The organism is Xanthomarina maritima, from assembly GCF_008084905.1.
In the GTDB taxonomy this organism is placed as follows: Bacteria; Bacteroidota; Bacteroidia; order Flavobacteriales; family Flavobacteriaceae; genus Xanthomarina; species Xanthomarina maritima.
This window is the reverse complement of sequence record NZ_VSFC01000050.1, coordinates 19,758-45,890: the sequence shown is the minus strand read 5'-3', so window position 1 is coordinate 45,890 and position 26,133 is coordinate 19,758. Positions and strand designations below refer to the sequence as shown.

General features: G+C 29.5%; 30 protein-coding genes. 17 read left to right on the top strand and 13 right to left on the bottom strand.

All coding sequences use genetic code 11. The annotated features are described in order from the left end of the window. Positions 1 to 101: 101 nt before the first annotated feature. The 4 genes from FVF61_RS09365 (at position 102) to FVF61_RS09350 (ending at position 3,857) form a co-directional block, all read left to right on the top strand. Positions 102 to 1,031: a DUF1295 domain-containing protein gene (locus FVF61_RS09365; protein WP_148455624.1), complete on the top strand. Its 930-nt coding sequence runs from the start codon at positions 102 to 104 to the stop codon at positions 1,029 to 1,031. An 86-nt stretch (positions 1,032 to 1,117) separates the two neighbouring features. Further along, on the top strand, positions 1,118 to 1,978 hold the full coding sequence (locus FVF61_RS09360) for a porin family protein (RefSeq protein WP_148455622.1): 861 nt from the start codon (positions 1,118 to 1,120) through the stop codon (positions 1,976 to 1,978). Between the two features lie 93 nt (positions 1,979 to 2,071). Beyond that, the gene (locus FVF61_RS09355; protein ID WP_148455620.1) at positions 2,072 to 3,220 is read left to right on the top strand and encodes a sulfotransferase family protein; all 1,149 of its coding nucleotides are present in this window, start codon (positions 2,072 to 2,074) and stop codon (positions 3,218 to 3,220) included. After that, the gene (locus tag FVF61_RS09350; RefSeq protein WP_148455618.1) at positions 3,213 to 3,857 is read left to right on the top strand and encodes an SRPBCC family protein; all 645 of its coding nucleotides are present in this window, start codon (positions 3,213 to 3,215) and stop codon (positions 3,855 to 3,857) included. Before FVF61_RS09355 ends, FVF61_RS09350 begins: the two co-directional genes overlap by 8 nt. On the opposite strand, the gene FVF61_RS09345 is transcribed toward FVF61_RS09350, so the two are convergent. The 4 genes from FVF61_RS09345 to FVF61_RS09330 form a co-directional block, all read right to left on the bottom strand. Then, positions 3,850 to 4,587, bottom strand: coding sequence for an outer membrane lipoprotein-sorting protein (locus FVF61_RS09345; protein WP_148455616.1), 738 nt, complete (start codon positions 4,585 to 4,587; stop codon positions 3,850 to 3,852). The two genes, FVF61_RS09350 and FVF61_RS09345, sit on opposite strands and share 8 nt — an antisense overlap. Then, entirely contained in the window at positions 4,577 to 6,838 is a 2,262-nt protein-coding gene (locus FVF61_RS09340; RefSeq protein ID WP_148455614.1) for an efflux RND transporter permease subunit, read from the bottom strand. The genes FVF61_RS09345 and FVF61_RS09340 overlap by 11 nt, the downstream gene beginning before the upstream one ends. A gap of 71 nt (positions 6,839 to 6,909) precedes the next feature. After that, the gene (locus FVF61_RS09335; RefSeq protein ID WP_148455612.1) at positions 6,910 to 7,659 is read right to left on the bottom strand and encodes a DUF1295 domain-containing protein; all 750 of its coding nucleotides are present in this window, start codon (positions 7,657 to 7,659) and stop codon (positions 6,910 to 6,912) included. Continuing rightward, the gene (locus tag FVF61_RS09330) at positions 7,656 to 8,633 is read right to left on the bottom strand and encodes an NAD-dependent epimerase/dehydratase family protein (protein ID WP_148455610.1); all 978 of its coding nucleotides are present in this window, start codon (positions 8,631 to 8,633) and stop codon (positions 7,656 to 7,658) included. The genes FVF61_RS09335 and FVF61_RS09330 overlap by 4 nt, the downstream gene beginning before the upstream one ends. Positions 8,634 to 8,810: 177 nt before the next feature. On the opposite strand from FVF61_RS09330, the gene FVF61_RS09325 reads away from it, so the two are divergent. The 5 genes from FVF61_RS09325 (at position 8,811) to FVF61_RS09305 (ending at position 13,115) form a co-directional block, all read left to right on the top strand. Further along, a complete protein-coding gene (locus FVF61_RS09325) occupies positions 8,811 to 9,140 on the top strand; it encodes a YtxH domain-containing protein (RefSeq protein ID WP_148455608.1) in 330 nt (109 codons plus the stop codon). 5 nt (positions 9,141 to 9,145) lie between these two features. Further along, entirely contained in the window at positions 9,146 to 9,496 is a 351-nt protein-coding gene (locus FVF61_RS09320; protein ID WP_148455606.1) for a hypothetical protein, read from the top strand. Between the two features lie 3 nt (positions 9,497 to 9,499). After that, entirely contained in the window at positions 9,500 to 9,700 is a 201-nt protein-coding gene (locus FVF61_RS09315; RefSeq protein WP_148455604.1) for a DUF6327 family protein, read from the top strand. 157 nt (positions 9,701 to 9,857) lie between these two features. Beyond that, complete coding sequence (gene trxB / locus FVF61_RS09310; protein ID WP_148455602.1) at positions 9,858 to 10,838, top strand: thioredoxin-disulfide reductase; 981 nt, start codon at positions 9,858 to 9,860, stop codon at positions 10,836 to 10,838. A gap of 117 nt (positions 10,839 to 10,955) precedes the next feature. Then, positions 10,956 to 13,115 (top strand): prolyl oligopeptidase family serine peptidase, encoded by a 2,160-nt coding sequence (locus FVF61_RS09305; protein ID WP_148455600.1) that lies wholly within the window; start codon positions 10,956 to 10,958, stop codon positions 13,113 to 13,115. A gap of 81 nt (positions 13,116 to 13,196) precedes the next feature. Here FVF61_RS09305 and FVF61_RS09300 read toward each other — a convergent pair whose 3' ends face one another. From FVF61_RS09300 to FVF61_RS09285, 4 genes are all read right to left on the bottom strand, one after another. Next, entirely contained in the window at positions 13,197 to 13,925 is a 729-nt protein-coding gene (locus FVF61_RS09300; RefSeq protein WP_199757295.1) for a head GIN domain-containing protein, read from the bottom strand. A 98-nt stretch (positions 13,926 to 14,023) separates the two neighbouring features. After that, positions 14,024 to 15,868: a PspC domain-containing protein gene (locus FVF61_RS09295; protein ID WP_148455598.1), complete on the bottom strand. Its 1,845-nt coding sequence runs from the start codon at positions 15,866 to 15,868 to the stop codon at positions 14,024 to 14,026. Further along, entirely contained in the window at positions 15,868 to 16,206 is a 339-nt protein-coding gene (locus FVF61_RS09290; RefSeq protein WP_148455596.1) for a PadR family transcriptional regulator, read from the bottom strand. The genes FVF61_RS09295 and FVF61_RS09290 overlap by 1 nt, the downstream gene beginning before the upstream one ends. A gap of 61 nt (positions 16,207 to 16,267) precedes the next feature. Then, on the bottom strand, positions 16,268 to 16,744 hold the full coding sequence (locus FVF61_RS09285; RefSeq protein ID WP_317131665.1) for a DUF4870 domain-containing protein: 477 nt from the start codon (positions 16,742 to 16,744) through the stop codon (positions 16,268 to 16,270). Positions 16,745 to 16,767: 23 nt separating this feature from the next. Between FVF61_RS09285 and FVF61_RS09280 the strand changes: the two genes are divergently transcribed. The 4 genes from FVF61_RS09280 (at position 16,768) to FVF61_RS09265 (ending at position 19,774) form a co-directional block, all read left to right on the top strand. Next, on the top strand, positions 16,768 to 18,066 hold the full coding sequence (locus FVF61_RS09280; protein ID WP_233586769.1) for a T9SS C-terminal target domain-containing protein: 1,299 nt from the start codon (positions 16,768 to 16,770) through the stop codon (positions 18,064 to 18,066). A 64-nt stretch (positions 18,067 to 18,130) separates the two neighbouring features. Then, complete coding sequence (locus FVF61_RS09275) at positions 18,131 to 18,586, top strand: DUF4442 domain-containing protein (protein ID WP_148455592.1); 456 nt, start codon at positions 18,131 to 18,133, stop codon at positions 18,584 to 18,586. A gap of 57 nt (positions 18,587 to 18,643) precedes the next feature. Continuing rightward, entirely contained in the window at positions 18,644 to 19,444 is an 801-nt protein-coding gene (locus FVF61_RS09270) for a TIGR00266 family protein (RefSeq protein WP_148455590.1), read from the top strand. A gap of 132 nt (positions 19,445 to 19,576) precedes the next feature. Further along, the gene (locus tag FVF61_RS09265) at positions 19,577 to 19,774 is read left to right on the top strand and encodes a hypothetical protein (RefSeq protein ID WP_148455588.1); all 198 of its coding nucleotides are present in this window, start codon (positions 19,577 to 19,579) and stop codon (positions 19,772 to 19,774) included. Positions 19,775 to 19,805: 31 nt separating this feature from the next. Here the strand turns inward: FVF61_RS09265 and FVF61_RS09260 are convergent, their stop codons facing one another. Then, positions 19,806 to 20,744, bottom strand: coding sequence for a LysR substrate-binding domain-containing protein (locus FVF61_RS09260; protein ID WP_148455586.1), 939 nt, complete (start codon positions 20,742 to 20,744; stop codon positions 19,806 to 19,808). Between the two features lie 108 nt (positions 20,745 to 20,852). On the opposite strand from FVF61_RS09260, the gene FVF61_RS09255 reads away from it, so the two are divergent. Next, entirely contained in the window at positions 20,853 to 21,332 is a 480-nt protein-coding gene (locus FVF61_RS09255) for a Dps family protein (protein ID WP_148455584.1), read from the top strand. A gap of 56 nt (positions 21,333 to 21,388) precedes the next feature. Here the strand turns inward: FVF61_RS09255 and FVF61_RS09250 are convergent, their stop codons facing one another. Further along, entirely contained in the window at positions 21,389 to 21,886 is a 498-nt protein-coding gene (locus FVF61_RS09250; protein WP_148455582.1) for an RDD family protein, read from the bottom strand. Between the two features lie 4 nt (positions 21,887 to 21,890). Then, positions 21,891 to 22,313, bottom strand: coding sequence for a DUF2141 domain-containing protein (locus tag FVF61_RS09245; RefSeq protein WP_148455580.1), 423 nt, complete (start codon positions 22,311 to 22,313; stop codon positions 21,891 to 21,893). Positions 22,314 to 22,550: 237 nt separating this feature from the next. Here FVF61_RS09245 and FVF61_RS09240 point away from each other — a divergent pair, with 237 nt between their 5' ends. Beyond that, a complete protein-coding gene (locus tag FVF61_RS09240; protein ID WP_148455578.1) occupies positions 22,551 to 23,153 on the top strand; it encodes a trimeric intracellular cation channel family protein in 603 nt (200 codons plus the stop codon). A 57-nt stretch (positions 23,154 to 23,210) separates the two neighbouring features. On the opposite strand, the gene FVF61_RS09235 is transcribed toward FVF61_RS09240, so the two are convergent. After that, the gene (locus FVF61_RS09235; protein WP_148455577.1) at positions 23,211 to 23,906 is read right to left on the bottom strand and encodes a peptidylprolyl isomerase; all 696 of its coding nucleotides are present in this window, start codon (positions 23,904 to 23,906) and stop codon (positions 23,211 to 23,213) included. Positions 23,907 to 23,980: 74 nt separating this feature from the next. Between FVF61_RS09235 and FVF61_RS09230 the strand changes: the two genes are divergently transcribed. Together FVF61_RS09230 and FVF61_RS09225 are read left to right on the top strand one after the other, a co-directional pair. Then, positions 23,981 to 24,622, top strand: coding sequence for an NUDIX hydrolase (locus FVF61_RS09230; protein ID WP_148455575.1), 642 nt, complete (start codon positions 23,981 to 23,983; stop codon positions 24,620 to 24,622). A gap of 50 nt (positions 24,623 to 24,672) precedes the next feature. Beyond that, positions 24,673 to 25,488, top strand: coding sequence for a lysophospholipid acyltransferase family protein (locus tag FVF61_RS09225; RefSeq protein WP_148455573.1), 816 nt, complete (start codon positions 24,673 to 24,675; stop codon positions 25,486 to 25,488). Here FVF61_RS09225 and FVF61_RS09220 read toward each other — a convergent pair whose 3' ends face one another. Next, positions 25,489 to 26,133 (bottom strand): hypothetical protein, encoded by a 645-nt coding sequence (locus FVF61_RS09220; protein WP_148455571.1) that lies wholly within the window; start codon positions 26,131 to 26,133, stop codon positions 25,489 to 25,491.

Here is a 26,133-nt window from a genome sequence, read left to right as displayed (position 1 = left end):
ATTATAGTACCAAATTATATTAAAAGCTTGAGTTTCTTCTCAAGCTTTTTTTTTATAGCATAATTTGATTACATTTATTGCAACTAAACCAATTTTATTATATGAATATTATAAAAGTAGCCTCTCTTTTAATTACTACACTTCTTATTGTCCCAATCATTACTTGTTTTTTTGGAACTCCTTTAGATAACACTGAATTATTAGCTTTAAAAACGGTCTTGTATATTAATTTAGCAGTTGTTGTATATTGCTTTGTTGTTGGAGAATTAACTAACAACAATAGTCAAGTAGATAAACTTTGGAGTATTATTCCAATTGTTTACACATGGGTAATTACTGATTTCGGGAATTATTCACCTAGATTAATTTTAATGTCTGTTTTAGTAACTATTTGGGGTTTGAGATTAACTTATAACTTCTCTAGACATGGGGCTTTTACTATTAAATTCTGGGAAGGTGTTGAAGATTATAGATGGCAAGTTTTAAGAGATAAGCCAGAGTTTCAGCCAAAATGGAAATGGACACTTTTTAACTTGTTTTTTATTTCTGGGTATCAAAATATATTGATTTTGTTATTTACTTTACCAGTACTTGTTGCATTACAATTTAATAATACACCATTAGGAATATTAGATTATTTAGCAGCTGGTTTTATGTTGTTTTTTATAGTATATGAAACCATTGCAGACCAACAACATTGGAGATATCAAAGTAAAAAACATGATATGATTAAAAATGGGGAAGAGTTAACAGGAGATTATAAAAAAGGGTTTTTAGACAAAGGACTCTGGGCATATTCAAGACACCCAAATTATTTTGCTGAACAAAGTATTTGGGTAAGTTTCTACCTGTTTAGCGTGTCTGCATCAGGTCAATGGATAAATTGGAGTATAGCTGGATGTTTATTATTAATTGTTTTGTTTCAGGGAAGTTCAGATTTTTCTGAAGAGATTAGTGCAGGAAAGTATCCAGAATATACTAATTATCAAAAAAGAGTATCACGTTTTTTTCCTATGAAAGTTAAAAAGTAAAAATATTATATAATAATTTTTCACCTATCTACTTTTTATAAAATTTGTCTATATTTAACCATAATTAACCAACAAAATATTAATAAATGAAACATTTTAATAAACTAATTGTTTTAGCGTTTGTATTACTAACGTCAGGTAGTTTTGCACAAGAAACAAAAATGGGTATTCGTCTTGGAATAGGCTTGCCAAATCTTAAAAGTACTGACGATAATATCTATAGTAAAGATTACGAAACTGTAGCTGGTTTTGATGGTGGTATCTTTTTAGATTATGGCCTTACAGAAAACTTTTCTATTAAAACAGAATTGTATTACGCAAGAAAAGGTGGTGATAGAAATGGGATGCAACCTATTCCATCTGCTACATTGAATAGTACACCTGAAGGTCAACAACTATCTGGTTATTTACAATCACAAGGTATTGAAACAATTTATGCAACTTTTGATAATAGAGCTGTTTTTGATTATATTGGAATTCCGGTTTTAGCTAAATACGAGTGGAATTTAGGCGATAAATGGGGCGTATATGCTAATGCAGGTTTATATGTAGAATTTATTTTAAGCCCAGAACAAGTTACTTCAGGTGAAAGTCAGTTTTATTTGGATGAGGCAGGGACTATTCCTTTACAAATTCCTGTTAATATTGGTACAGAAGACATGCCTAATTATATTTTAGTTGATGTGGAAGGTGATTTAACAGCAACTACAGATATCGATAGTGATTTAGCAGATATGGATTTTGGTGCTATGTTTGGAGGAGGAGTAACTTATAACTTAACTGATACAAGTGAATTGATTTTTGACTTTAGAGGCTCTTATGGATTTATACCTTTACAAAACGATACAGATACTTATGGTACTGTACATATGGGAAGTTTTGTATTCTCTTTGGGTTATGCTTATACTTTTAAAAGAAAAAGTAAAGAAGTTGTACCTAATGAATAAATGATATAGTTAAAAGAAATGGAAAAAAATCTTGAGGAATGTAATTCTTCAAGATTTTTTTTTAAATGATTAAATATATAATAGCTTAACCAAATGTCTCAATTAGTGAAAAAGAGTAAAAAAGGATTTTTATTACCTCCAGCTGTAGGTTATTCTTTTCATATTGTTTTAGGCTTAGTATGGAAAAATAAAATATCTTTACGGTATTATTTCAGGTTACTAATTACTATATTTATTAATATTATAAACTTTCCATTTAGAACTTTCGAACGTCTATTTATCAACCCGAAATATAAAAAGCAAGACATTAAAAATCCACCTATTTTTATTGTAGGTCATTGGCGAAGTGGAACGACGCATTTGCATAATTTGCTTTGTCAAGACCAGAAAATGGGTTATACAACCACGTTTCAAAGTGTATTTCCTGATACTATTTTTAATAACATTGGAAATTTTATATTTGAAGGGTTTGCTAAATTATTAATTCCAGGTAGAAGAGCAGGAGATAATGTGGTTTTAGATACAAAGTTACCACAAGAAGAAGAGTTTGCTTTAGGAGATAAAACTCCTATAAGCTTTTATTATTTCTGGATGTTTCCTCAAAAAATTAAAGAATATTATAAACATTTTATACAATTTAAAGACTTAGATAGCAATCAATTAGAATCTTGGAAATCAGATTACAAATTGCTTATAAAAAAGTCTTTAAAAAACACAAATAAAAACATGTATCTTTCTAAAAACCCACCAAATACAGGACGTGTAGAGATGTTGTTAGAAATGTTTCCAAACGCAAAATTTATTCATATTCATAGAAATCCAGTAGAAGTCTTTTTGTCAACACACAATTTTTTCTCTAAAATGATGCCTCATTTGCAGCTTCAAACTATACCTAGGGAGTCTTTAGATGTTATGGTATTTGAACTTTATGAAAACTTGATGAGTGATTATTTGAAGCAACGAGAATTAATTCCAAAAGGAAATTTAGTAGAAGTGTCTTTTGATTGTCTTCAAGAAAGCCCAATGGACGTGTTAAACAATATTTATAAAAAATTAAATCTTTCAGGTTTTGAAAGAGCTGAAATAAATTTTAAAACATATATTGAAAGTAAAAAAAGTTATAAAAAGAATACTCATAAAATTTCTAAAAATCATCTAGAGACATTAAAAACAACATGTAAATTTGTTTTTGAAGAATATAATTATAACATTCCTGAAAATATAGAAATAATAAATGATTAAGAATAAGTTGAAATATAGTTTGCTGATTTTTATGTTAGCATTGCAATCTGTTTTTTCACAAGATGGATGGGATTTAGTTAAAGAAGAAAGTGGGATAAAAGTTTACACAAAACCTGTTAGTACTTCAGACTTTAAAGCTTTTAAAGCAACAATGACAATAGATGAAAGCATTCATGCGTTTCTATCCGTTTTATATGATGTAGAAGGCCTTTTAGATTGGGGTTATAAGTTAAACGATGTAACGTTACTTAAAAGATCTGGCGATTCTCTTCAAATATATTATGCCGAAGCTAAAGTGCCTTTTCCTTATAAAAATAGAGATGGTATTTACTCCAATAGCTTTAAATGGAATCCAAAAACTAAGACTTTATTTGTAGAAATTAAGCTTTTGGAAAATTACATGGCTGCCAAAGAAGATTTAGTAAGATTAACTGGTAAAGGCTATTGGAAAGCTAAAGTTTTAGATTCTGGTAGGCTAGAAATTGATTTCGAAATGCAAGTGGATCCAGGAGGAGGTATTCCTGCTTGGATGGCAAATATGTTTGCAGACGACTCACCTTATTTCACGATGGTTGAAATAAGAAATGTGATTAAAAATAAAAAGTATCAGAACAAAACGTATAAGTTTATTAATTAGATATTAATTTTTCAACCTCAAATTCTTCATCTTTTAATCCTTGATCGAATTTAATATCTTTCATAACAATTTTTGTGGAATGACTCTTTTGTAAATCTTCCATTATTACTTCTTGCGCATACCAATAATTGCCTTTTTTAGCATATTTATAGGTTGCTAGTTTTTCATAGTTTTTATCTAAATCAAAAAAGGCCATTTTAACAGGGTAATAATGAGTTTTATCAATTGAAATTACAATTTTAGAATAAGTTGTTTTGTTGGTTCTTGGTGTTAATTCCAACATATAAGTATTTGGCGTATCTGGATTTAATAACTTTGGGATATATCTTTCGCTATAAGGAATTCCGCTCATATCTTCATAAGAAAAATCAGTTCCAGTAAAGGCTTGACTTTTACTTAATAATGAAATTTTTATAGGTTTTCCAAAAGATGGCATATAAAGCCACATAATGTCATCAGGAAGAGATAATGTAGCAATTCCAGCTTTTTTTTCAGGCTTTGTATATCTGTACATTTTTCTATCTGTTCCTTTTTGTTTTAAAATGGCTTCTCTAACTTTTTCATCTTCAAATTTGTTAGTTACTGTCATTTCTACTGTTGCAACTCTATCTTTTGGTGCAGACATAAGCTTATCCATATTTTGAAGTAATGTTTCTGCATTTTGTGCTTCAGAAAAGGGAATAAAATTAAATATTAAAAAAGTTATAATAGATAATGTTTTATAATTCATTTGAATTTTGATTTAAAGATTTTTTGTTAACTAGTATTAAAATTGCTGGAAGTAAAGTTATAGCTCCAAGCCCAGAACTAACCATACTAATTGCTATTAGTAATCCAAAATATTGTAAAGGAACCATATCTGAAAAAACAAGCATTAAAAATCCTGCTGAAACAGCAATAACATTAATAATAATTGCATTACCACTAACTAAAATAGATTCTTTTATAGCTATTTTAAAATTTTGAGTGTCTTTAAAAACATGATTAAAATGCGATATGATATGAATGGAATAATCGATTCCAATACCTAATGCCACACTGGCAACTAAAACGGTAGCTATGTTTAGCGATATTCCTGTTAATCCCATTACTCCAAATAGAATAATGATGGCTGCAACAATTGGAATAGCTGCATAAATACCACTTTTTAATGAGCGTAAAATAAGCCCCACAATAAATATTACAAATATAATAGCTATGGAAATACTTCCCATTTGACTGTTAATTAAACTTTGATCCATAGTAATATCTACAAAAGGCATTCCAGTTATTTCAATCTGACATTTTTCTGTTGAATTTTCTTCAATAAAAGCATTCATATAATCTGAAAACACCTTTTTTGACTGATTGTCTGGAGATTTAAATTTAGAAATAATAATGCCTTCATCTAAATCATCACTAACAAAGCGTTCTAGTGTTTCGTTGCCATCTAATAAAAACCAAAGCTGTTCAATTTGTTCTGGATCTTCAGGAATGTCTCTATTTCCAGTTATGGCAAAATTTAATTCAGAAATTAAATCTGCAATAGACATTGATGTATAAATATCTGGACTTTCTTCCATATAGTCAGCTGTCTTTTTCATAGTTTTTAAAACTTCTGGACTTTGCATGTTTCCTTTAAACAAAACAAAAACAGGTTTTGTTCCTCCAAATTTATCAATCATTATTTTTTCGGCTAATCTGGTAGGATTATCATGTTTAAAATACTCTTGAATATCAACACTGCGTTTAATAGAAAATAATCCAAATATGCTGATTGCTATAAGAAGCATCCACATAGTTAAAATACGTTTTGGATATTTTAAAAGAATAGAATTTAAAGGCTCTAAAAAATAACTTGTTAATAATACATTTTTGGATGTTTTAACTTTCGACGCTGATTTTTTAAAAGACATAATTGCTGGAACAAAAAAGATAGATAAGATGCAAGCAAATAAAGTTCCTAAAGCTGTAAAAATGCCAAAGTCGACTATCATTTCTAAATAAGCTCCAAAAATAAAAGATACAAAACCAATCATAGTTGTTATTGATGCTAATATAACTGGAATCAACACATAAGCTAAAGCAGTTTGAACGATGTCTGTTTTGTTTTGGTCGTGTATTTGGTTAATTCTATTTATTACATGGATTGCGTAAGCACTTCCAATGGCTAATAAAATAATTGGAATATTGTTAGAAATCATAGACATACTAAATCCAAGTATAGCCATTAGACCTAAGCTCCAAACAATCGAGATTACAGCTGTTAAAAGTGGCAATAAAACTCCTAAAATAGTTTTAAAACTAAAGTAAAGTATAATTGCAATTACTAAAAAAGCGAGTGGTAATAATCTTGTTAAATCGTTTTTCATTAACTCAGATATGTATGTTACAAGCATTGGAGAGCCTGTGTAATATAGAGTTTCAGGTAAATTAAGTGTTTCGGTGGTTTTTAAAACATTTTTGGCAACAGCATTTACAATTGCTTCATCCTCTAAATTAAAAATAATTAAAGTTGAAGTTTCATCTTCAGAAACAATAGAGCCTTTGTACATGTCGTTAGAAAGAATATTATTTCTAAGAACTTCAAATTGTTCTGGACTTGTAGGTAGCTCAAATTCATCAACTAATCTACCAACTTCAATGCCATATTCGCTACCTTTAATATTGATAATATTAGTTAAACTTGAAACTGAAGCTATACCATCTATTTTTGAAAGAGAATCCGTTAATAATCTGACATGTTCTAAAACTTTTGTTTGATAGATATTATCTGTTTCCAGAATAATAACTCCCATACTATTACCGCCAAAATTTTTACTGATATGCTTTAAAAGTTTCGCATTTTTATCATCATCAGGTAAAGATTTAATGATATCTGCGTCAATCGTTAATTTTGTTAATTGAAACCCAAAGAAACAGGTGCTTAAAATGACTAAGAAGATGGTAATCCATCTAAATGAGACTATTTTATTTGAAATTTTCTTGCTGTTTAAAGACATATTTTTACGAACCTTAATAGGAGATTCAAGGTCTAAATATCGTGATTTTATTTAGTATATAAAACATTGAATTACCATATTTTTGGAATAATGGCTTTCCTATTAATTGGATACTCTTTAAAATGGTCTCGATACCATTTATGGTGATTTAAAGCTCTTGGAAGTAAATTTGCAATGGTCCAAATAAGAAAGGTAGTTGCTGGTAAATTCCAAGCCATGATGGCAAAACCAGACCATTGAATTATTTCACTTAAAAGATTTGGGCAAGAAATGTATTTAAATAAAAATCCATTTGGAATTTTATAACCTACTTCATCTGGTTTTCTTAAATTAATTAGAATAGAATCACTTATTTGATTAGAAATAAAACCTAAAACAAAAATAGTTAGACCTAAATAAAACATCCAATTTTCAAAATCTAAACTACTATATTGCTCAAAATGAGATAAAAAATAACCATTTAATCCAGCATTAATAAGATTGAAAAATATGGCAGAAAGCACTATGGTTAAAGGCATTTTCTTTCCTTTAGTTCTTATTCTTAAAGGAAAGATAAAGGTTCTATTAAAATAATGAAAAAGCCATAAAATGTTAAGAAATTGTGCATAAGAACTCTGACTAAAGTTTAAATAAAAATATAAGATAATAGCAAAAGAAGGAAGTTCCATAAGAACCCAACCTAGTTTATTTGGTAATTCTGGTCCCCAACCTTTTTTTATGTGTCTGCCATAAGGTGCAGTTACAAATTGTAATAATATAAACGTAGTTACTCCAAGACTTGCCCAAATAATACAGATGTTATTAAATTGTTCTAAACTCATATTTTGTTTTCAGTTTTAAACCAAGAAATTAAGTTCTCGATGCTGTTTTTGGTTGGTCTAATTGTGTGATTTAAATTTTCTATGGCTTTAGATGAATCTACATTTTTTGGAGCTTTTTTTAAAATTACCAAGCTTTCTCTAGTTACAGGCCATCTCATTTTAAATAGTTTATTGAAAACAGAAAAAAGAGGACTAAGGAAAATTAGAATATCTAAAGGAATAATTATCGGATTCCTTTTTGAATTTGCCATTTTTGAAATTTCTTTTAAACTAAAATAATTTCCACCAACTAAATAAACTGCACCTGTTTTTCCTTTAATAAAACTATTAATAATAGTTTGTGAAACATCTCTAACGTCAACTAAATTATATCCTCCAGTTGTAAGAGCTGGAATATTTCCATGATACATATCTAAAATTGTTTGGCCAAAATGCGAAGGAATATAGTCTGGAGGCCCAATGATAGAAGTTGGTCTGATAATTAAAGCATCTAAACTTTTTGTAGTTACTGCTTTTAAAACGTTTTGTTCAGCTAGTGCTTTGGTGTAGCCATATAGAAAGTCTGTTTCTGTTTTATAAGGTCTACTTTCATCAAAAACATCATCATTAATTGTTTCTTTTACAGCGTTAGACGAGCTAATGTATATTAATTGGATGTTTTTATTCAAACAAGCTTCAATTACAATTTCAGTACCAATAACATTGGTATGGTAAACAGTATCTCGTTTTTTTTCACCTATAGAAATAATACTAGCTGAGTGAACCAAAACAGACGTATTTTCAATTAGCTTTTCAATACAATTTTTGTCTTTAACATCACCTTTTATCCAAATTAGATTAGGATGTTTAATTTTAGGTAGGTTATTTTTGTATAGTGCTTTAACCGTAAATTGTTGTTCTAAAAGAAGTGTAATTAAACAAGTTCCTAAATGACCACTTCCTCCAGTAAGGCTGATTTGTTGTTTTTTTGTCATTTAAGAAATGATAGAAGATTTATTTTGACCAAAGTAATTAATAAACTTTTGATGTCAAAATATATAAATTTAAATAGAATTGAAATGTTAAAATAGTTATAATCCATTTGAATAATTCAAATTTATATGTTACATTATTTTAAATCAAACTTATAAATTTAAAATTTACAAAAGAATATGGGAAAAGAAAGTAGTACGTTATTAGGAATATTAGCAGGAGCAGCAATTGGTGCAACCTTAGGAATATTATTTGCTCCAGATAAAGGGGCAAAAACTAGACAAAGAATTGCCGATGAAGCTGCAGCTGCTCGTGATAAAATGGCTGAAGGAGCCCATCATTTAAGAGATAAAGTTGCAGATACAGTTTCCTCTAAAAAAGAAAGTCTAGATGATAAATTAGATCATATTATGAGTGATGCTAGTCATAAGGCTGAAGATGTTATTTCAACTTTAGAAAAAAAGTTGAGTGAACTTAAAGCTAAAAACAAGAAATATCAAAAATCTTAAATTGAATGAATATCTTAGAATCTTTAAATGAAACATCTGGAAAGTTAACAGATGCAGGAGAAACTTATATAAAAAAGACAGAAGAATATTATAAATTAAAAGTATTTCAACAAATTGCTGTGTCTATTAGTTTTGTTACTAGGGGACTCATTATTGGAGGCGTTTTATTCTTAGCATTATTTTTTCTAACCTTTTCGTTGGCTTTTGCATTAGGTCAATGGCTTAATAATTTTGCATTAGGTTACTTAATAGTTGCTTGTTTGTTTTTAATTGTTACCATTATATTATATTATAACAGACACTACATAAACAAAAAGATAATACAATCACTCTCTTCCAAATTTTTTGAATCGTAGACTATGAAACAATATCAATCTTTTGAAGATATAGAAACAGATTTAAAACGTTTAAGCCTAGAGCGAAAAATAGCGTTAGAAGAAATGAAACTTCTTAAAAGCGAATTTCAAGACAACCTAAAACCTTCAAATTGGTTTAGTTCAGTGCTAAGTATTGCTGGGAAATATGGTTTGTATGCATTATTAAAGAAGTTTTTAAGATAATTAGAATTAACATAGTTTTTTAAGCCATATTTTAAAATTAAATATGGCTTTTTAATGACTATCAACAATATTAATAGAACCATAATAACTGTTAATAACTTATAAGTATGGTTTTGTATAAAAAACCTACTTTTGTTGTAGTAAAAAAAATATAATAATGTCTGAAAAAATAGAAAAAGTAAAGTGCTTGATTATAGGGTCTGGACCTGCAGGATATACTGCGGCCATCTATGCAGCTAGAGCAAATATGAAACCGGTTTTATACCAAGGAACTCAACCAGGTGGGCAATTAACAACAACTAATGAAGTTGAAAATTTCCCTGGTTATCCAGATGGAATCACTGGACCTGAAATGATGATAGAATTACAAAAACAAGCCGAACGATTTGAAACAGATGTACGTGATGGATGGGTGACTAAAGTCGATTTTTCTGGAGATATACATAAAGTTTGGGTAAACGACACCAAAGAAATTCATTGCGATACGGTTATTATTTCAACTGGAGCTTCAGCAATGTATTTAGGTTTAGATTCAGAACAAAAATATTTAAAACTTGGCGGAGGTGTTTCAGCATGTGCCATTTGCGATGGTTTCTTTTATAGAAATCAAGAAGTGGTGATTGTTGGAGCAGGAGATTCTGCTTGCGAAGAAGCACACTACTTATCAAAGCTTTGTAAAAAAGTAACTATGTTGGTAAGACGTGATGAGTTTAGAGCTTCAAAAATTATGGCTGCTCGAGTAAAAAACACAGAGAATATTGAAATTTTATACAATACTGAAACAGAAGAGGTTCTTGGAGATGGACAAGTGGTTACAGGTGTTCGTGTGTATAATAATCAAACCAATGAAAAACATGACATTCCAGCAACAGGATTTTTCGTGGCCATTGGACATAAACCAAACACCGATATTTTTAAAGATTTTTTAAACTTAGACGAAACAGGATATATTATTAATGTGTCTGGAACTTCTAAAACCAATGTAGAAGGTGTTTTTGTTTCTGGAGATGCTGCAGATCATGTATATAGACAGGCTGTAACAGCAGCAGGAACGGGTTGTATGGCTGCTTTAGATGCAGAACGTTGGTTAGCTGCTAAAGATGCTTCTTTTGAAGTATCAACTTCGACGTATAACTAATTAGACATATTTATTAAATTTAAAAACCGAAACATTTGTTTCGGTTTTTTTGTACCTTGTTGTCACTTCCCCAAGAATTTTTTTAGTAGTATTTTATTAACACCTAAACTCAAAAATATGAAACAACTATTTTTTGCTCTGTTATTTTTATTTTCTTTTTCAGTTTTTTCTCAAGAATCTGTAAAACCTGAACCACCACCACAAAAAAATGTTACAAATACGTATCATGGTATAACATTAAATGACCCTTATCAATATCTCGAAAACCTAGATGATCCTAGTGTTGTTGCTTGGATGAAGGATAACACTAATTATGCAAACTCAATTCTTGATAATATATCAGGAAAGCAAGAAATACTTGATAAAATGTTGGAGCTTATTAATAGAACTACTGCAGCCATTGGAAGTTTAAGAATAACAGATGATAATACTTATTTTTATTTAAAGAGAGTTCCAGGTGAAGAAATTAGTAAGATGTATAAACGTGATGGTTATGATGGAAATGAAGTTTTGTTTTTTGATCCGACACAATATAAGAAAGAAGAAGGAACTTATACGGTTTCAGGTATTACACCAAATATTAAAGGTGATAAAATAGCTGTTTCTGTTTCAGCTGATGGTTCTGAAAACCCAGAGTTACTCATCTTCAAAAAATCTGGGGAACAATATAGTGAGGTTTTGCAATTAGCAAGTGGGATTTCATGGCATAAGTCTGGAGACAGTTTCTTTTATAATAAATTAAATTCTGCCGACTTAAAAGATGTTAACAGACAAATATATAAATCAAATTATGTTCATAAAATGGGTGCAGATCAATCTTTAGATGAAAAATATTTTTCAAAAGATGATTATGGACCTTTAAATATTTTTGAGTCTGAGTCTCCTTATATTTTTTATTCAAAGGAGGCAAGAAAGAATTTTTTGTATGCAAGTTCTGTAGACAAGAACTTAAAATTATATATAGAGGATACTAATACTCCTAATAATTGGAAGCCTATATTAACAAGAGAAAATAAAGTTACTAGTACAACATTTAATTCAACAGATGTTTATTATTTGACTTATGATGAAGCACCAAATTATAAAATTGTTAAAGCGCCAATAAGTAGTCCAGAATTTTCAAATGCTACGATTGTTATAGAAGAATCTAAAACAGAGAATATAACTCAAATTGCAACGTCTAAAGATGGTCTATATTATTGTACTGTAAAAAATGGAGTAGAGGCAAAAGTGTATTTTTTACCTTCAAACAAAACAATTCCTATTGAATTAGGACTGCCTTTTACAGCAGGAAGTGCTAGTGTTTCAACTAGAGGAAGTGATTATAGTGAGGTATGGGTAAATATATCTGGCTGGACCTCACCAAACAAGCGCTATTTATATAATGCTGAAAATAATACTTTTACTTATCAACCTTTATCAACACCAGCTGAATATCCAGAATTAGAAAATCTTGTTGCTAAAGAAGTTATGGTAAAATCTCATGATGGAGTTATGGTTCCAGTATCAATTATTTATAATAAAAACATGAAAATGGATGGTCAAACACCTGCAGTTATGTATAGTTATGGAGCTTATGGGAATTCTACAAGTCCATTTTTTAGTCCTATTACATTGGCTTATACTATTTATGGAGGTGTTTTGGTAGTACCACATGTTAGAGGAGGAGGTGAATTAGGTGATGCTTGGCATAAAGCAGGGCAAAAACTTAACAAACCTAATACTTGGAAAGATGCTATTGCAACAGGAGAGTATCTTATTGATGAAGGATATACTTCAGCAGATAAACTATCATTTTTTGGTGGTAGTGCTGGCGGTATTTTAGTAGGAAGATCTGTTACCGAACGACCTGATTTATTTGTTGCAGCATCACCAATGGTAGGAGCTATGAATATGGTAAGAATGGAAGAAACACCAAATGGTCCCGTTAATACACCTGAATTTGGTTCTGTTAAAGACCCTGAAGAATTTAAAGGATTGTTAGAAATGGACTCATACCATCATTTAGAACCAGGAACAGATTATCCTGCTATGTTAATAACTGCAGGAATTAATGACCCTAGAGTTATAGCTTGGCAGCCTGCTAAATTTGCCGCTAAAATGCAGCATGATAATGCAGGAGATTCTCCTATTTTATTTTTGACTGATTTTGACGGAGGTCATGGAGGAGGAGTGGCGTTAACTAAAACATTGAACGAGTTTTCAAATATATTTTCTTTCTTTTATTGGCAATCAGGACATCCTGATTTTAAATTGAAAGAGAAAGTGAAAGATTAAAATAATAATAATAAATAAAACCACCTTAATCTTTAAGTATCAAAGATTAAGGTGGTTTTTATTTTGGTTGTATTAGTTTGTTTAATGTCCTTTTATAGAACCAGAAACACCATCGCTAGTTTTAATAATTTCTGGATTTCCTGAGTATCTTATATCGCCACCACTAGATGCCTTTGCAGTTAGTTTTTTTGAGGTGTTTACTCTAATATTTGCTCCACTAGTTGCTTTTACTTGAGCATTAAATGTCATTAGGTCTTCAGCTTTTATAGAACTTCCACTTGTAGCTTCAGCAATAAAATTATTTGTTTTACCTTTTAATTCAATATCGCTTCCACTTGTTGAGTGACAATTAACAGATTCTGCATCTAAAGTTAATTCAATATCGCTTCCACTGGTAGAATTTAATTCTAAATCTGAAACACGAATAGTATTATTTGAAACCACATCACTACCACTTGTTGCTTTTATTGCAGAAATATGATTGAAACTTAGCATTACTTTTTTAGAAGTTGATCTTCCAATGTTTTCACTTGCAGTAATAATTAATACATCATTTTCGATGTTTGTTGTTATTATTTCTTGAAGATTTTCGTCTGCTTCTACGCTTAAACTTTCGGTATCACTTTGTGTTAAATACAAATCGATGCCTCGACTTACTTTAATGGAACTAAAAGAGCCATTTAATGCTCGATCTTTGATAACTACTTGACCGTTCCCATTTATTCCAGTTCCAAAATTTCCGTCAAAATTGCAAGATATCATTAAGATAGCTAGAATGATGGATGCCATTATTTTTGTTAGTGTACTCATAACTGTTCGTTTTTTGATTGATTATTTTTTTGATTGATGATTCAAAGATTGTTTTATAATTAATATTTATAAAGTATACTTTTCTGAATTGTTAGAAATTATTCCTCAACTGTATTATTTTCTTCTGAGGTTATATTAATACCATTTTCATTTATATCTACTCGAACACTTTCGCTTTCAGCTTTTACTCCTTCATCATTAATTTCTAAGTTAGAATCAATAGATTTTATTTCTAATCCATCTTCATTTATTCTAATATGTGATTCGTCATTGATATTAACTCTAACTTTATATTCATCATCAGGACAATCTGAACAAAGAATTTCATTATTCATTATTATCAAATAATGTTCTTCCATACCATTATCTAAAATGTCATCGTAATAACTTGAATTTCTGTGAAAGCTATAGGTATTGTCATCTGCATATAATGTTAACCCTTCTGGTAGATATAATATAAGCTCTACTTCTTGATCGCTAAATTTATTTTCGTAAGCTGTTGTTAGGTAAGCGTCTAATAAAAGTTCATTACCGTTTAAAATATAATTGTAATTAATATTATTTGCTCTTTCTTTAGCTTGCTGATAGCTACTTCCTTCAGCCCTTTTTTCTATTCTTATAGAAGCTAAACTATCTTTTGTAGATCTTACTATCAATCTAATGTCTGATGAATAAATTATTTTTTCATCGTTATCATTGTAAACTAATTTCACAGAATGGCCACTTCTATAAGCTTTATTCTTATAGGTATCGTTTGTATTCATTTTTACTCTAAGCGTATCATTAGCTGAAATATATAGAACTTCTTTACTGTTAACGCTCGCATCAAAAGCATGTTCGCTTGCTTGTTTTATACCAATAACAATTAAACTGATGATAGCTATAAACCAAATACCTAATAATGAAAATTTAGCAATGTTTCCAATTGATTTTAAATTGTTGATTAGAATTTTTAATCCTAAATAGAATAAGAAAAAGAATGGAATTCCTATTGCAAAAAGCATTAATAAAGATATAAGCCAGATTGGTGTATTAGCTGCATTAGCAGCATCAATAAAATCGAATCCAGGAACATGAATTAAGTCTGTAGCTCCAACAGTAAAGAATCCAATTATTAATCCAATTAAGGTAGCTGCACCAACTATTATTAGCATGATACCAATAAATTTTGAAAAGACTTTAAGGAAAAACATAATGATATCTCCAATGGTATCAAAAAACGATTTTGAAGTTGATTTTAACCGATTTCCTTGTTTTTGAAAATTAACGTTTTTAGCAGCTTCATTTACAGAATTAGTAACATCTTTAGCTTTTTCTGAAATGGTATCAGATACGTTTTTTGCTGCATCTGATACACCTTCAAATCCGTCCTTGATTTTTTTTTCGATATTGCTAATATTCACAGGTTCTCCTGTCATGGTTAGCTTATCTGCAGTAGAAACTGCTTCAGGAACCAAAATCCAGAACAAAATATAGATAAAGATAAAAGTTCCACCAGAACCAATTGCTAACAAAATCCAAAGTAATCTAACCCAAAGAGCATCTATACCTAAGTAATGTCCAAGTCCTGATGCTACACCTCCAATATAAGAGTTGTCAGTATCTCTAAATAATTTTTTTGCACGTCCAGAATATGTTCGACTATGATACGATTTTGGTTCGTCTTCAAAAATTTCGTCATCAACAAGATAGTCTTCTGGTTGTCCCATGATTGTAATCACTTCATCAACTTCTTTATTGCTAATAACTTGTTTTTCGTGTTTTACACGTTCACTAAAAAGCTCAGCAATTCTTGCTTCAATATCAGCAATGATTTCAGATCGTCCTTGAGAGTCTGTAAATGAACGTTTTATAGCCTCAAGATAGCGTTGTAGTTTTATGTATGCATCTTCATCAATATGAAAAAATACACCTGCTAAATTTATGTTGACTGTTTTATTCATTATTTCGTGTTTTTTTGTCTGGTTACTATATTAACTGCATTTTGTAATTCACTCCAAGTCGTGTTTAATTCATTTAGAAACAATTTTCCTGTTTCTGTAAGACCATAATATTTTCTTGGTGGTCCAGAGGTTGATTCTTCCCATCTATAATTGAGAAGGCCTGCATTTTTAAGGCGAGTTAGTAAAGGATAAATAGTCCCTTCAACTACTAACAATTTAGCGTCTTTAAGCGTGTCTAATATTTCTGCAACATATGCATCCTCGTCTTTAAGGACAGATAAAATGCAGTATTCTAAAACACCTTTTCGCATTTGTGCCTTTGTGTTTTCTATCTTCATATTCTAAAGCGATTTAAATTTTTAAAACTGTTCATTTTTTAATTGATTTGATTGATGATTGTTATTTTAAAAAGTTTATTGTTAATGGATATTTGTAATAGTCTCCATCTTTTGCAGCTAAACTTGCTTTAACAATAAAAACTAATTCTAGTATAAATCCAATAAATGCTATAATTCCTAATCCTCCTGTTATATACAAAAGAGGAGAAGGTTTTGTAAGACTTAAGTGAATACTGTCAAACGAATCAATATTAATAAAGTCTAAACCATTAAATAAGTTGAAAATAAAAAATGGGATGGTTATCATTCCTAAAATAATAGCATACAATAAAATACTTATCTGAAAATTAATTGCCTGTTTTCCATGTGCATCAACAAATTCCGATTTATCTTTATTAGCAATCCATAAAATTAAAGGACCAATAAAATTTCCTAATGGAATAATGAACCTAGAGAATGTAGAAAGATGGATAAATGTGGCAATATTTTTTTGATGATTATCTAACATTTTAAAAGCATATAATAGTTTCTTATGCAAATATATGTCTAAAAGAAGGTATTATGCAATACAAAGTACTAAAAATTAACAAAAAATTAACAAATTTAGGTGTCAATATTTTTATTAAATTGAAGCATAATTTAAACATTCCACCTAATAGTTTAAGTATGATTAAAAAATTGACTTATATATTGTTTTTAGTTAGTATGCTTTGTATCTCTCAAACATATCCTGTTGGAGAAAATATAATGGATATTACATGGAAAGTATATATTCAACCTTCAAATACACCTAAGTATTTAGAATCATTTATTAATGAATTTGATGTTCAAGTTACCAAAATTAGCGATCTTGATATTATAAGAGAGGATAGTCAAAAATTACGTCATCATTATAGTGTAGATTCACCTTGGAATAGTGATGGATCATATATTAAACTTTCAGGATATCCTGCAGCAATTCTCAATGGAAGTAATTATAAGTTTGTAAAATGGGCAAATATTCCTAGCTCTGCAACTTGGTCTAATACCAATCCAAATATTATGTATGGGATTAAAGATAATAGGTTGGTTTCGTATAATTTAACTACTAATAGAAATCAAACTCTTTACATTTTTAATGAGTTTGAAAAAATAAGTTATGGACTTAATAAAGGTAATACTTCTTATAATGATAAATATATTGGACTTATAGGTGTAAATGATAAAGATCTAACATTAATTGTTTTCGATATAATAAACAATAAAATAGTTGGAACTAATTTTATAGGTAGAATTAATATAGCTTGGTTTTCAGTAAGTCCATTAGGTAATTTTGCAGTATCAGCTTTTTCTGAAGATGGTTCAGAAGAAAACCAAGGATTAAAAGTATACCAAATAGATTTAACAAAGAAAAGACATTTAACAAACTTTACGACTCATTCAGATTTAGGAATAGATGCTTATGGTGATGAAGTATATGTGGCTTTTGGAGATTCAATCACAAGAAAAAAAGATTACTATATGAAAATGGTAAGACTTTCAGATGGACATACCACACCTTTATTTCATTACACAGAAGGTTATGGAGTTTGGGGAGGACATATTTCATGCAGAAATAATTTAAGACCTGGTTATGCATACGTAAGTGAGGGTTGTTGTGCCGATGATACTATTGCAGGAAAGGAAGTATTTGCAATTAGATTAGATGATAGTAATACCATTGAACGATATGGGTATCATCATGCAACCTATCAAGATAATTATCAACAAGAGCCTCATGCAGTACCTAATAGAGATGGTTCAAAAATTATGTTTGCAAGTAGTTGGAACGGTTTATTTACTACAAAATACCCTCCAGCTTTTATAGTTGAAAAGAAATAATCACTATAATTTTTGAAATCTTATCTTTGGTAGGTTAAACTTTTTTAATCTTTTAAACTATAAAATGAAGATAACTCCAAGAAAACTTAATGCCTTTTTACTTTTTAAATTACCAGCAGCTTATTTCACTGGTGTTCGTACAAAGTATATTGACGATGTAAAATGTATTGTAACAGTGAAGCATAGATGGATTAATCAAAATCCGTTTAAATCTTTGTTTTGGGCAGTACAAGGTATGGCAGCCGAACTTACTACAGGTGCATTAATAATAAATAAAATAAAGGCTACAGACAAAAATATTGCTATGCTTTTAGTTAAGAATGACGCAAGCTATTCTAAAAAAGCTACCGGAAGAATTACTTTCGAATGCCATGAAGGAGATTTAATAGATTCAGTTATAGAAGAAGCCATAAAAACAGGAGAAGGACAAACAGTAACACTTAATGTTGTTGGAAGTAATAGTAAAGATGAAGAAGTTTCTAGATTTAGCTTTACTTGGTCAATGAAAGTCAGAACTTAAGTGTAACAAAAAATATTTTTAGCTACTTATTTGTAGTATTAACTAAAAAATAAAATTATGACAGCACACGAAATCGATTACAAAATACATGGCGAAGAAATGCAATTTGTAGAAATTGAGTTGGACCCACAAGAAGGAGTAGTAGCAGAAGCAGGTAGTTTTATGATGATGGATCATGGTATTAAGATGGAAACTATTTTTGGGGATGGTTCCACTCAAAATAAAGGGTTTTTAGGGTCAATTCTTGGAGCAGGAAAGCGAATTTTAACAGGTGAAAGTTTGTTTATGACAGCTTTTTATAATTCACTTTCCGAAAAAAGAAATGTCAGTTTTGCTTCCCCTTATCCTGGAAAAATAATACCAATAGATTTAACAGATTTTAGAGGTAAATTTATCTGTCAGAAAGATGCTTTTTTATGTGCAGCAAAAGGTGTTAGTGTTGGTATTGAATTTAGCAAAAAATTAGGTCGTGGACTATTTGGAGGCGAAGGCTTTATTATGCAAAAGTTGGAAGGAGATGGAATGGCTTTTGTTCATGCTGGAGGAACTATGGCTAAAAAAGAACTTAAGGCAGGAGAAGTACTAAAAGTGGATACTGGTTGTATTATTGGTTTTACACAAGATATAGATTATGATATTGAGTTTATTGGAGGTATTAAAAACACCATTTTTGGTGGAGAAGGATTATTCTTCGCAAGACTTCAAGGACCAGGAACTGTTTACATACAATCTTTACCATTTAGCAGATTAGCAGATCGTGTTTTAGCTTCTGCGCCAAAAGGAGGAGGGAAGGATAAAGGAGAAGGTAGTATTTTAGGTGGTTTAGGAGATTTATTGGATGGAGATAATAGATTTTAATAAAAAAAAGGACTGTTAAAATTTTGTTTAAATTAAAAACTAATCCTTTTTTTTACTAAATTTATATATATCTAAACTAATAAGCCTATAAAACAAATCTACTTTTATTAAACCTAAAACTTAAAAATAATTATGGCGAGAGCAATGTTCGAGTACACCAAAACAGTACTTAATAAAGTTAGTTTTGATGCTACGTTGTTTTGCAAGGAAGTACAAAAAGCCCTTCAAAGATTATTACCTTATGAAATTGAAGAGTTAAAGATTTTTATTCAATCTCTTGTCCAGCAAAATCCCGACTTAAATCAATGTCTAATCTATTTAAAAACATAAAATAAAGAAGGCGACCAAATGGTCGCCTTCTTTATTTTGGTAACGGACTAATTATTTCCACGTTTTGGAATTTAATAGCACCTCTTATAATTCCAGAAATAACACTTTGCATGGCTTCTATTATTTGCATTTTAAGTTCACTCTTATGGTAAATTAGACTTACTTCTCTAGCTGGACTTGGTTCGTTAAAATGATGTAGATTTTGTTTAGATTTTTCATTTAAATCTAAAGTGTGTAAATAGGGTAGTAGTGTCATTCCTAACCCTTCATTAGAAAGTTTTATTAAGGTTTCAATACTGCCACTTTCTAATTGAAAATGTGAATCTACTTGACTTTTAAATGTTTTACAAAGGTTTATAACACCATCTCTAAAACAATGTCCATCTTCAAGCAATAGCATATCATCAATATCTAAATCAGAAGTGTTTATCTTTTGTTTGCTATGCAATCTATGATGTTCTGGAATATAACCTACAAATGGTTCGAAATATAACACACGTTCTTTTATGCTTTCAATTTCTAAAGGTGTTGCAGCAATTGCTGCATCTAAATGACCTTCATTTAGTCTAGAAATAATTTCTTCTGTAGTAAGCTCTTCAATTTTAAGTTTAATTTTTGGATACTTTTTAATAAAGGCCTTCAAAAACATTGGTAAAAGTGTAGGCATAATGGTTGGAATTATACCTAGCTTAAACTCGCCACCTATAAATCCCTTTTGTTGATCTACAATGTCTTGAATTCTGTAAGATTCATTAACAATGTTTTTTGCCTGGGTTACTATTTTTCTACCTACTTCAGTTAGCTCTATAGGTTTTTTACTTCTATCAAAAATTAAAACATCTAATTCATCTTCTAGTTTTTGAATTTGCATACTTAAGGTCGGTTGGGTCACAAAACATTTTTCTGCTGCTTTTGTGAAATTCTGGTTTTCCGCAACTGCTAATATGTAATATAATTGTGTAATAGTCATGTCTATCAATTTAGACTATAAAAATATAAAAACTATCAATAAAATTTATAGAAAAGAATGTTAATTATAGATTAAATTTGTAGTAGATAATAAAAAAACAATATAATTATGAGTTTAAATAGCATTGGATTAGAACAAAATAAAACGAAGGAATTAGCACAAGACTTAAACGGATTATTGGCTAATTTTCAAATATATTATCAGAATTTAAGAGGAATTCATTGGAATATTAAAGGTAAACGTTTTTTTGATTTGCATGTTAAGTTTGAAGAGTTATATACAGATGCAAACTTAAAAGTTGATGAAATAGCAGAACGTATTTTAACCTTAGGTGAAACTCCATTACATACATTTGAAGATTACTCAAAACTTGCAAGAGTACCAGTAGGTAAAAATGTGTCTCAAGATGAAAAAGCAGTTCGTTTAATTGTAGATTCTTTATATGAATTATTACAAATTGAACGCGCCATATTAGAAAAATCTGGGGATGCTAACGATGAAGGAACAAATTCAATGATGAGCGATTTTATCACTGAACAAGAAAAAACGGTTTGGATGATGAAAGCATGGTTAGGCGAGACAGTATAAAAAAGAATAATTAAAAGTAAATAAAAAAGCGACCATGTTTTTTTTTGGTCGCTTTTTTATATTTTAATTTTAATGCAGGTCTTTGCCAAATAATCGTAAATACTACTATTACCTTTTGTGTACAATATGCTTAAAAAATATAATAGAGCAATAATTTGTGGCAATATAAGAATAATCCAAATCCAAACAGGTTCAGTAGAACCAATAGAATTGTAATGAAACATAAAATGCACACCTATATGTGCTATTTCCCAAGGTAAAAACTTAAATATATTTCGTTTTAAAATAGATCCTTTTTTTGTATCTACTTGAATTTTTAAAATCATCTTACCAAGAGATGCTTTGAGTTTACTAGACTCCATAAAGTAGAAATATAAAAACACTGGGAGTGTTAAACTTATAAACCCAATTAACTGTCCATTAATTGGGTTTATATTTAATGTAAGATTGTCTAAAGAATAAATAGTAGTTGTTAATGTGAATAATATAAAACCATATAACAGAATTATTAAATAATCGATTAAGGCAGCTATTAAACGTTTTATAAGTAGCATGAAATTAAAATCTGATGATTATTTCTTTGTCTTCATTTAAAAGTTCAAATTTAGCATCTGTAAAAGTTGGAGGTCCAAATAGCATTGGGTTGTTAGACATGCCATAAGATTCTTTTGGCATTCCTGATGTATCGAAATCCATTTTCCCATTATCATTTGCATCATGTAAAACCATTATGGCATAAATTCCTGGCGTAACGTTTTCAAATGTTATGTTTACAACACCATCTGTAATTTTACTTTTAGAATTTTGTATTCCTTTTCCTTTCATAAAAGTATCTGCATTATGCAGCCCAATTAGCATATGGCCATCATTGTTTAAAGCGTTATCAATTTTTATTGCAATACTGTAAGTTTCTATATTGTCTTGTGCAAGATTTAATGAAGTTGTTAAAACAAGGGATAAAATTAATGCTAGAGTTTTCATTTATTGATTTTTTATTGACAATACACTTCAAATGTCGAGATAAAATTTGGACAAGAATAAGATTACTTACTCAATTGTAAATAAATAGGCTTGAATTGTTGTTAACGGATAATTATTCGAATCTAAATGTTATTTTTTTAACTGAATTTATTTAAAAGAATCTTCATTATTGTCTGTATTTACCTTTATTTTGCAGCAAATTAGTAAGTGAATTTTATATTCAGAATATTATAATATATGTTTTATACTATAGATATTTTAGGAACCATTGCCTTTTCTATTTCTGGTGTTTTGGTAGCACTAAATAAAAGAATGGATCCATTTGGAATTTTAATTATTGCCTTTGTTACTGCAGTAGGAGGAGGAACACTTCGAGATATTTTAATTGGCCACACACCTGTAAGTTGGATGGAAAATATGACCTATACATATGTTATAATTGCATCTACCATTTTTGCAGTTGTATTTAGAAGGAGGTTAGATTATTTAAGAAAATCTTTATTGTTATTCGATACTATTGGAATTGGGTTATATACAGTTGTAGGTGTTGAAAGAGGTGTTTTGGCTGGATTAGATCCTATAATATGTGTGGCTCTAGGTACTATTTCTGCATGTTTTGGTGGAGTTATTCGAGATATTCTTTGTAGTGAAATTCCAGTTATTTTTAGAAAAGAAATATATGCAACAGCTTGTATTGTTGGAGGTTTTTCGTATTTTTTAATTAAGAAATTACCTATTGAAGTAGATTTAGCTTTTGCATTTGCTGGCGCGATTGTAATTGTTATTAGATTGCTAGCAGTTAAGTTTAAAATAAGTTTCCCAAGTTTATATAAGGATTAATTTAGACGAAAAAGCAAGAGAATTTATTATTACTCCGTTAAAAAAACATCTAAGCCATCAATTAATAATTTCAACTTTTTCTATATAGATATTCCTAAGAGGCCAATCTCCTTTATCTGTTTTTTGTTTAGCAATTTGGTCAACAACATCCATGCCTTTAATTACTTTTCCAAAAATGGTATAATCGCCATTTAAATGATGAGCTCCTCCTTCTTGTTGAACAATAAAAAACTCAAATGGAGAAGCTAGTTTGTATGGATTATCTATCTCACCACTTGGCATACTTATAACACCTCTATCATGTTTAAAACCACGTTTGGTATCTGTTGGTAATAAATATTTTCCAATTTTATTCCTTTTTTTTGCTGTTTCAGAATTGTCCGAATTTCCTCCTTGAATTATAAAATTATCTATAACTCGATAAAATTGTGTGTTTTCGAAATAACCTTGCTTTGTTAAATAAATAAAATTAGCACGATGAAATTTAGTTTCATTAAATAACAATATGTCAATATCACCAAAACGTGTTGTTATTCTAACTTTATTCTCTTTATTAGTCTTTTCATATTGAAGAAAAAACTCCATAACATTTTCGTCAGTTAATAAAGTAGATTCTTCTGTATTTAAAGAAATAGTATCTTTTACTACTTTTATATTGGAAACTTCAGTTACGATATTTGTTTTTTTATGAGATTGTTTATCTTCACAATTCAAAAAAAATAAACTAACTATAACTAGAAAATAATACTTCATAAATGAATGTTGATGTTTTATAAAATCAGATTTATTAATGGTTGCTTAAGTTTTTAGATGCCAAATAGAATACTATGGAATTTGATAAATTTTGTAAGCTAATTTCAAAAATAGAAAATATACCACTTCCAGCCGAACCATCTCAGTTAAAAATGTCTCCACCTTTTAGAGAAGCTTTACAAGAAAGACAAAAACACCTGATAAAAGATGCTAGAAAAGCTGGAGTAATGGCTTTGTTTTATCCTAATCATGCTCAGCAAACGCATTTAGTATTGATATTGCGTAAAACTTATAAAGGAGTTCATTCTGCACAAGTGGGCTTTCCTGGAGGAAAACTTGAAGATACAGATGTCTCAATAGAAGCAGCTGCCGTAAGGGAAACTTTTGAAGAAGTTGGCATACCTGAAAAGCATATTAAAGTTTTAAAGAAATTAACACAGGTTTATATTCCACCGAGTAATTTTTTTGTGCAACCGTTTATAGGTATTTCCAGAATAACTCCAAGTTTTATTAAACAAGATGATGAAGTAGAAGACATATTAGAGATTACTCTACAAGACTTTATAAATGAAATGAATGTGGTTCAGAAATCTGTAGCAACATCTTATAATAAAAGTGTTATAGTTCCAGCTTTTAATTTAAATGGTCATATTGTTTGGGGAGCAACAGCTATGATGTTAAGCGAAATTAAAGACTTGTTAAAACAACTCCTGTAAAGGTTCAGTTTTTATTACCTTTGTATTATCTAACTAAGAAAAAATCTTTTATGGGATTGTTTAAAAGAAATCCTTTCGGACATATACTTTTTATTAAAAAATGGGTTATTAGAATTATTGGCTCTCTTTCTCACAGGAGATTTAGAGGGTTCAATGAGCTTCAAATTGAGGGTTCTGAAATAATTAAAAACCTACCAGAAACCAATGTCCTTTTTATATCAAATCATCAAACTTATTTTGCAGATGTTGTTGCCATGTTTCATGTTTTTAATGCTAGCTTAAGTAATAGAGAAGACAACATTAAAAATATAGGATACTTATGGAACCCAAAATTAAATATCTATTATGTAGCAGCAAAAGAAACTATGAAATCTGGTTTGCTGCCTAAAATATTGGCGTATGCTGGTTCTATTAGTATAGAAAGAACTTGGAGATCTAAAGGCGAAGATGTAAAACGCCAAGTAAAAATGAGTGATATTTCCAACATAAAAAAAGCATTAGACGATGGTTGGGTAATTACTTTCCCACAAGGTACAACAACACCATTTAAGCCAATTAGAAAAGGAACTGCACATATTATTAAACATTACAAGCCAATTGTGGTGCCTATTGTAATTGATGGATTTAGACGTTCTTTTGATAAAAAAGGACTACGAGTTAAAAAGAAAAATATCTTACAGACGTTTGAAATTAAACAGCCTTTAGAAATTGATTATGAAAACGAGAGTATTGCAGATATTGTAGAGAAAATTGAATATGCAATCGAGCAACATCCATCTTTCTTAAAAGTAATTCCAAGAGAAGAATTAGAAGAAACAGAAGAATTAAATAAACAACGAAAATGGCGTCTTGAGGATAATTATTAATTAAACTTCAAGTTTTTTAAGTTCCTTGTAATTTCTATTTAATCGTTTTAATAAAATGCCATAAATCAAGTAGTAGAATCCAAGTATAATTGCAATTAACACTGCTAAAAACACAAGGGTTATAATAATTGTAAGCGCATAAAATTTAAAGACTTCACCATTTGCTGATGCTTTTTCAATTAGAGAAATCATTTCTTGATCTCTATCAAACTGAACTCCTAAAGCAACAAATGCAGAAAGTGCTAAATAGATTAAATTAAAACCTACGTATTGTTTTACGGTTCGTCTTGTTTTTAAGATATTTTCCATTAAAACTTTAGCACTATCAGTTGCCGAAATAGTTCTGTAATTCATGTAAAACTTATAGAAAAAATAAGCTAAGATTATATAACCCAATACTAATAATGGAATCATGATGTTTTCAGCATGATAACTTTCAAAACGCTTATTATATTCAGTGTTTTTAAAAGCAAAAGAGATGGCTGTCCATAAACCAAATTCTAATAAACTGATAATAAAAATCCACTTAACAATTGAAGAGGATTTTTTTAATATCATCTTATAAATTTCATTATAGGAAAGCTTAGGATATTTTGTATCCTCATTCTTTTTCCAGTCTTTCTTTAATAATTCTAATTCATCCAT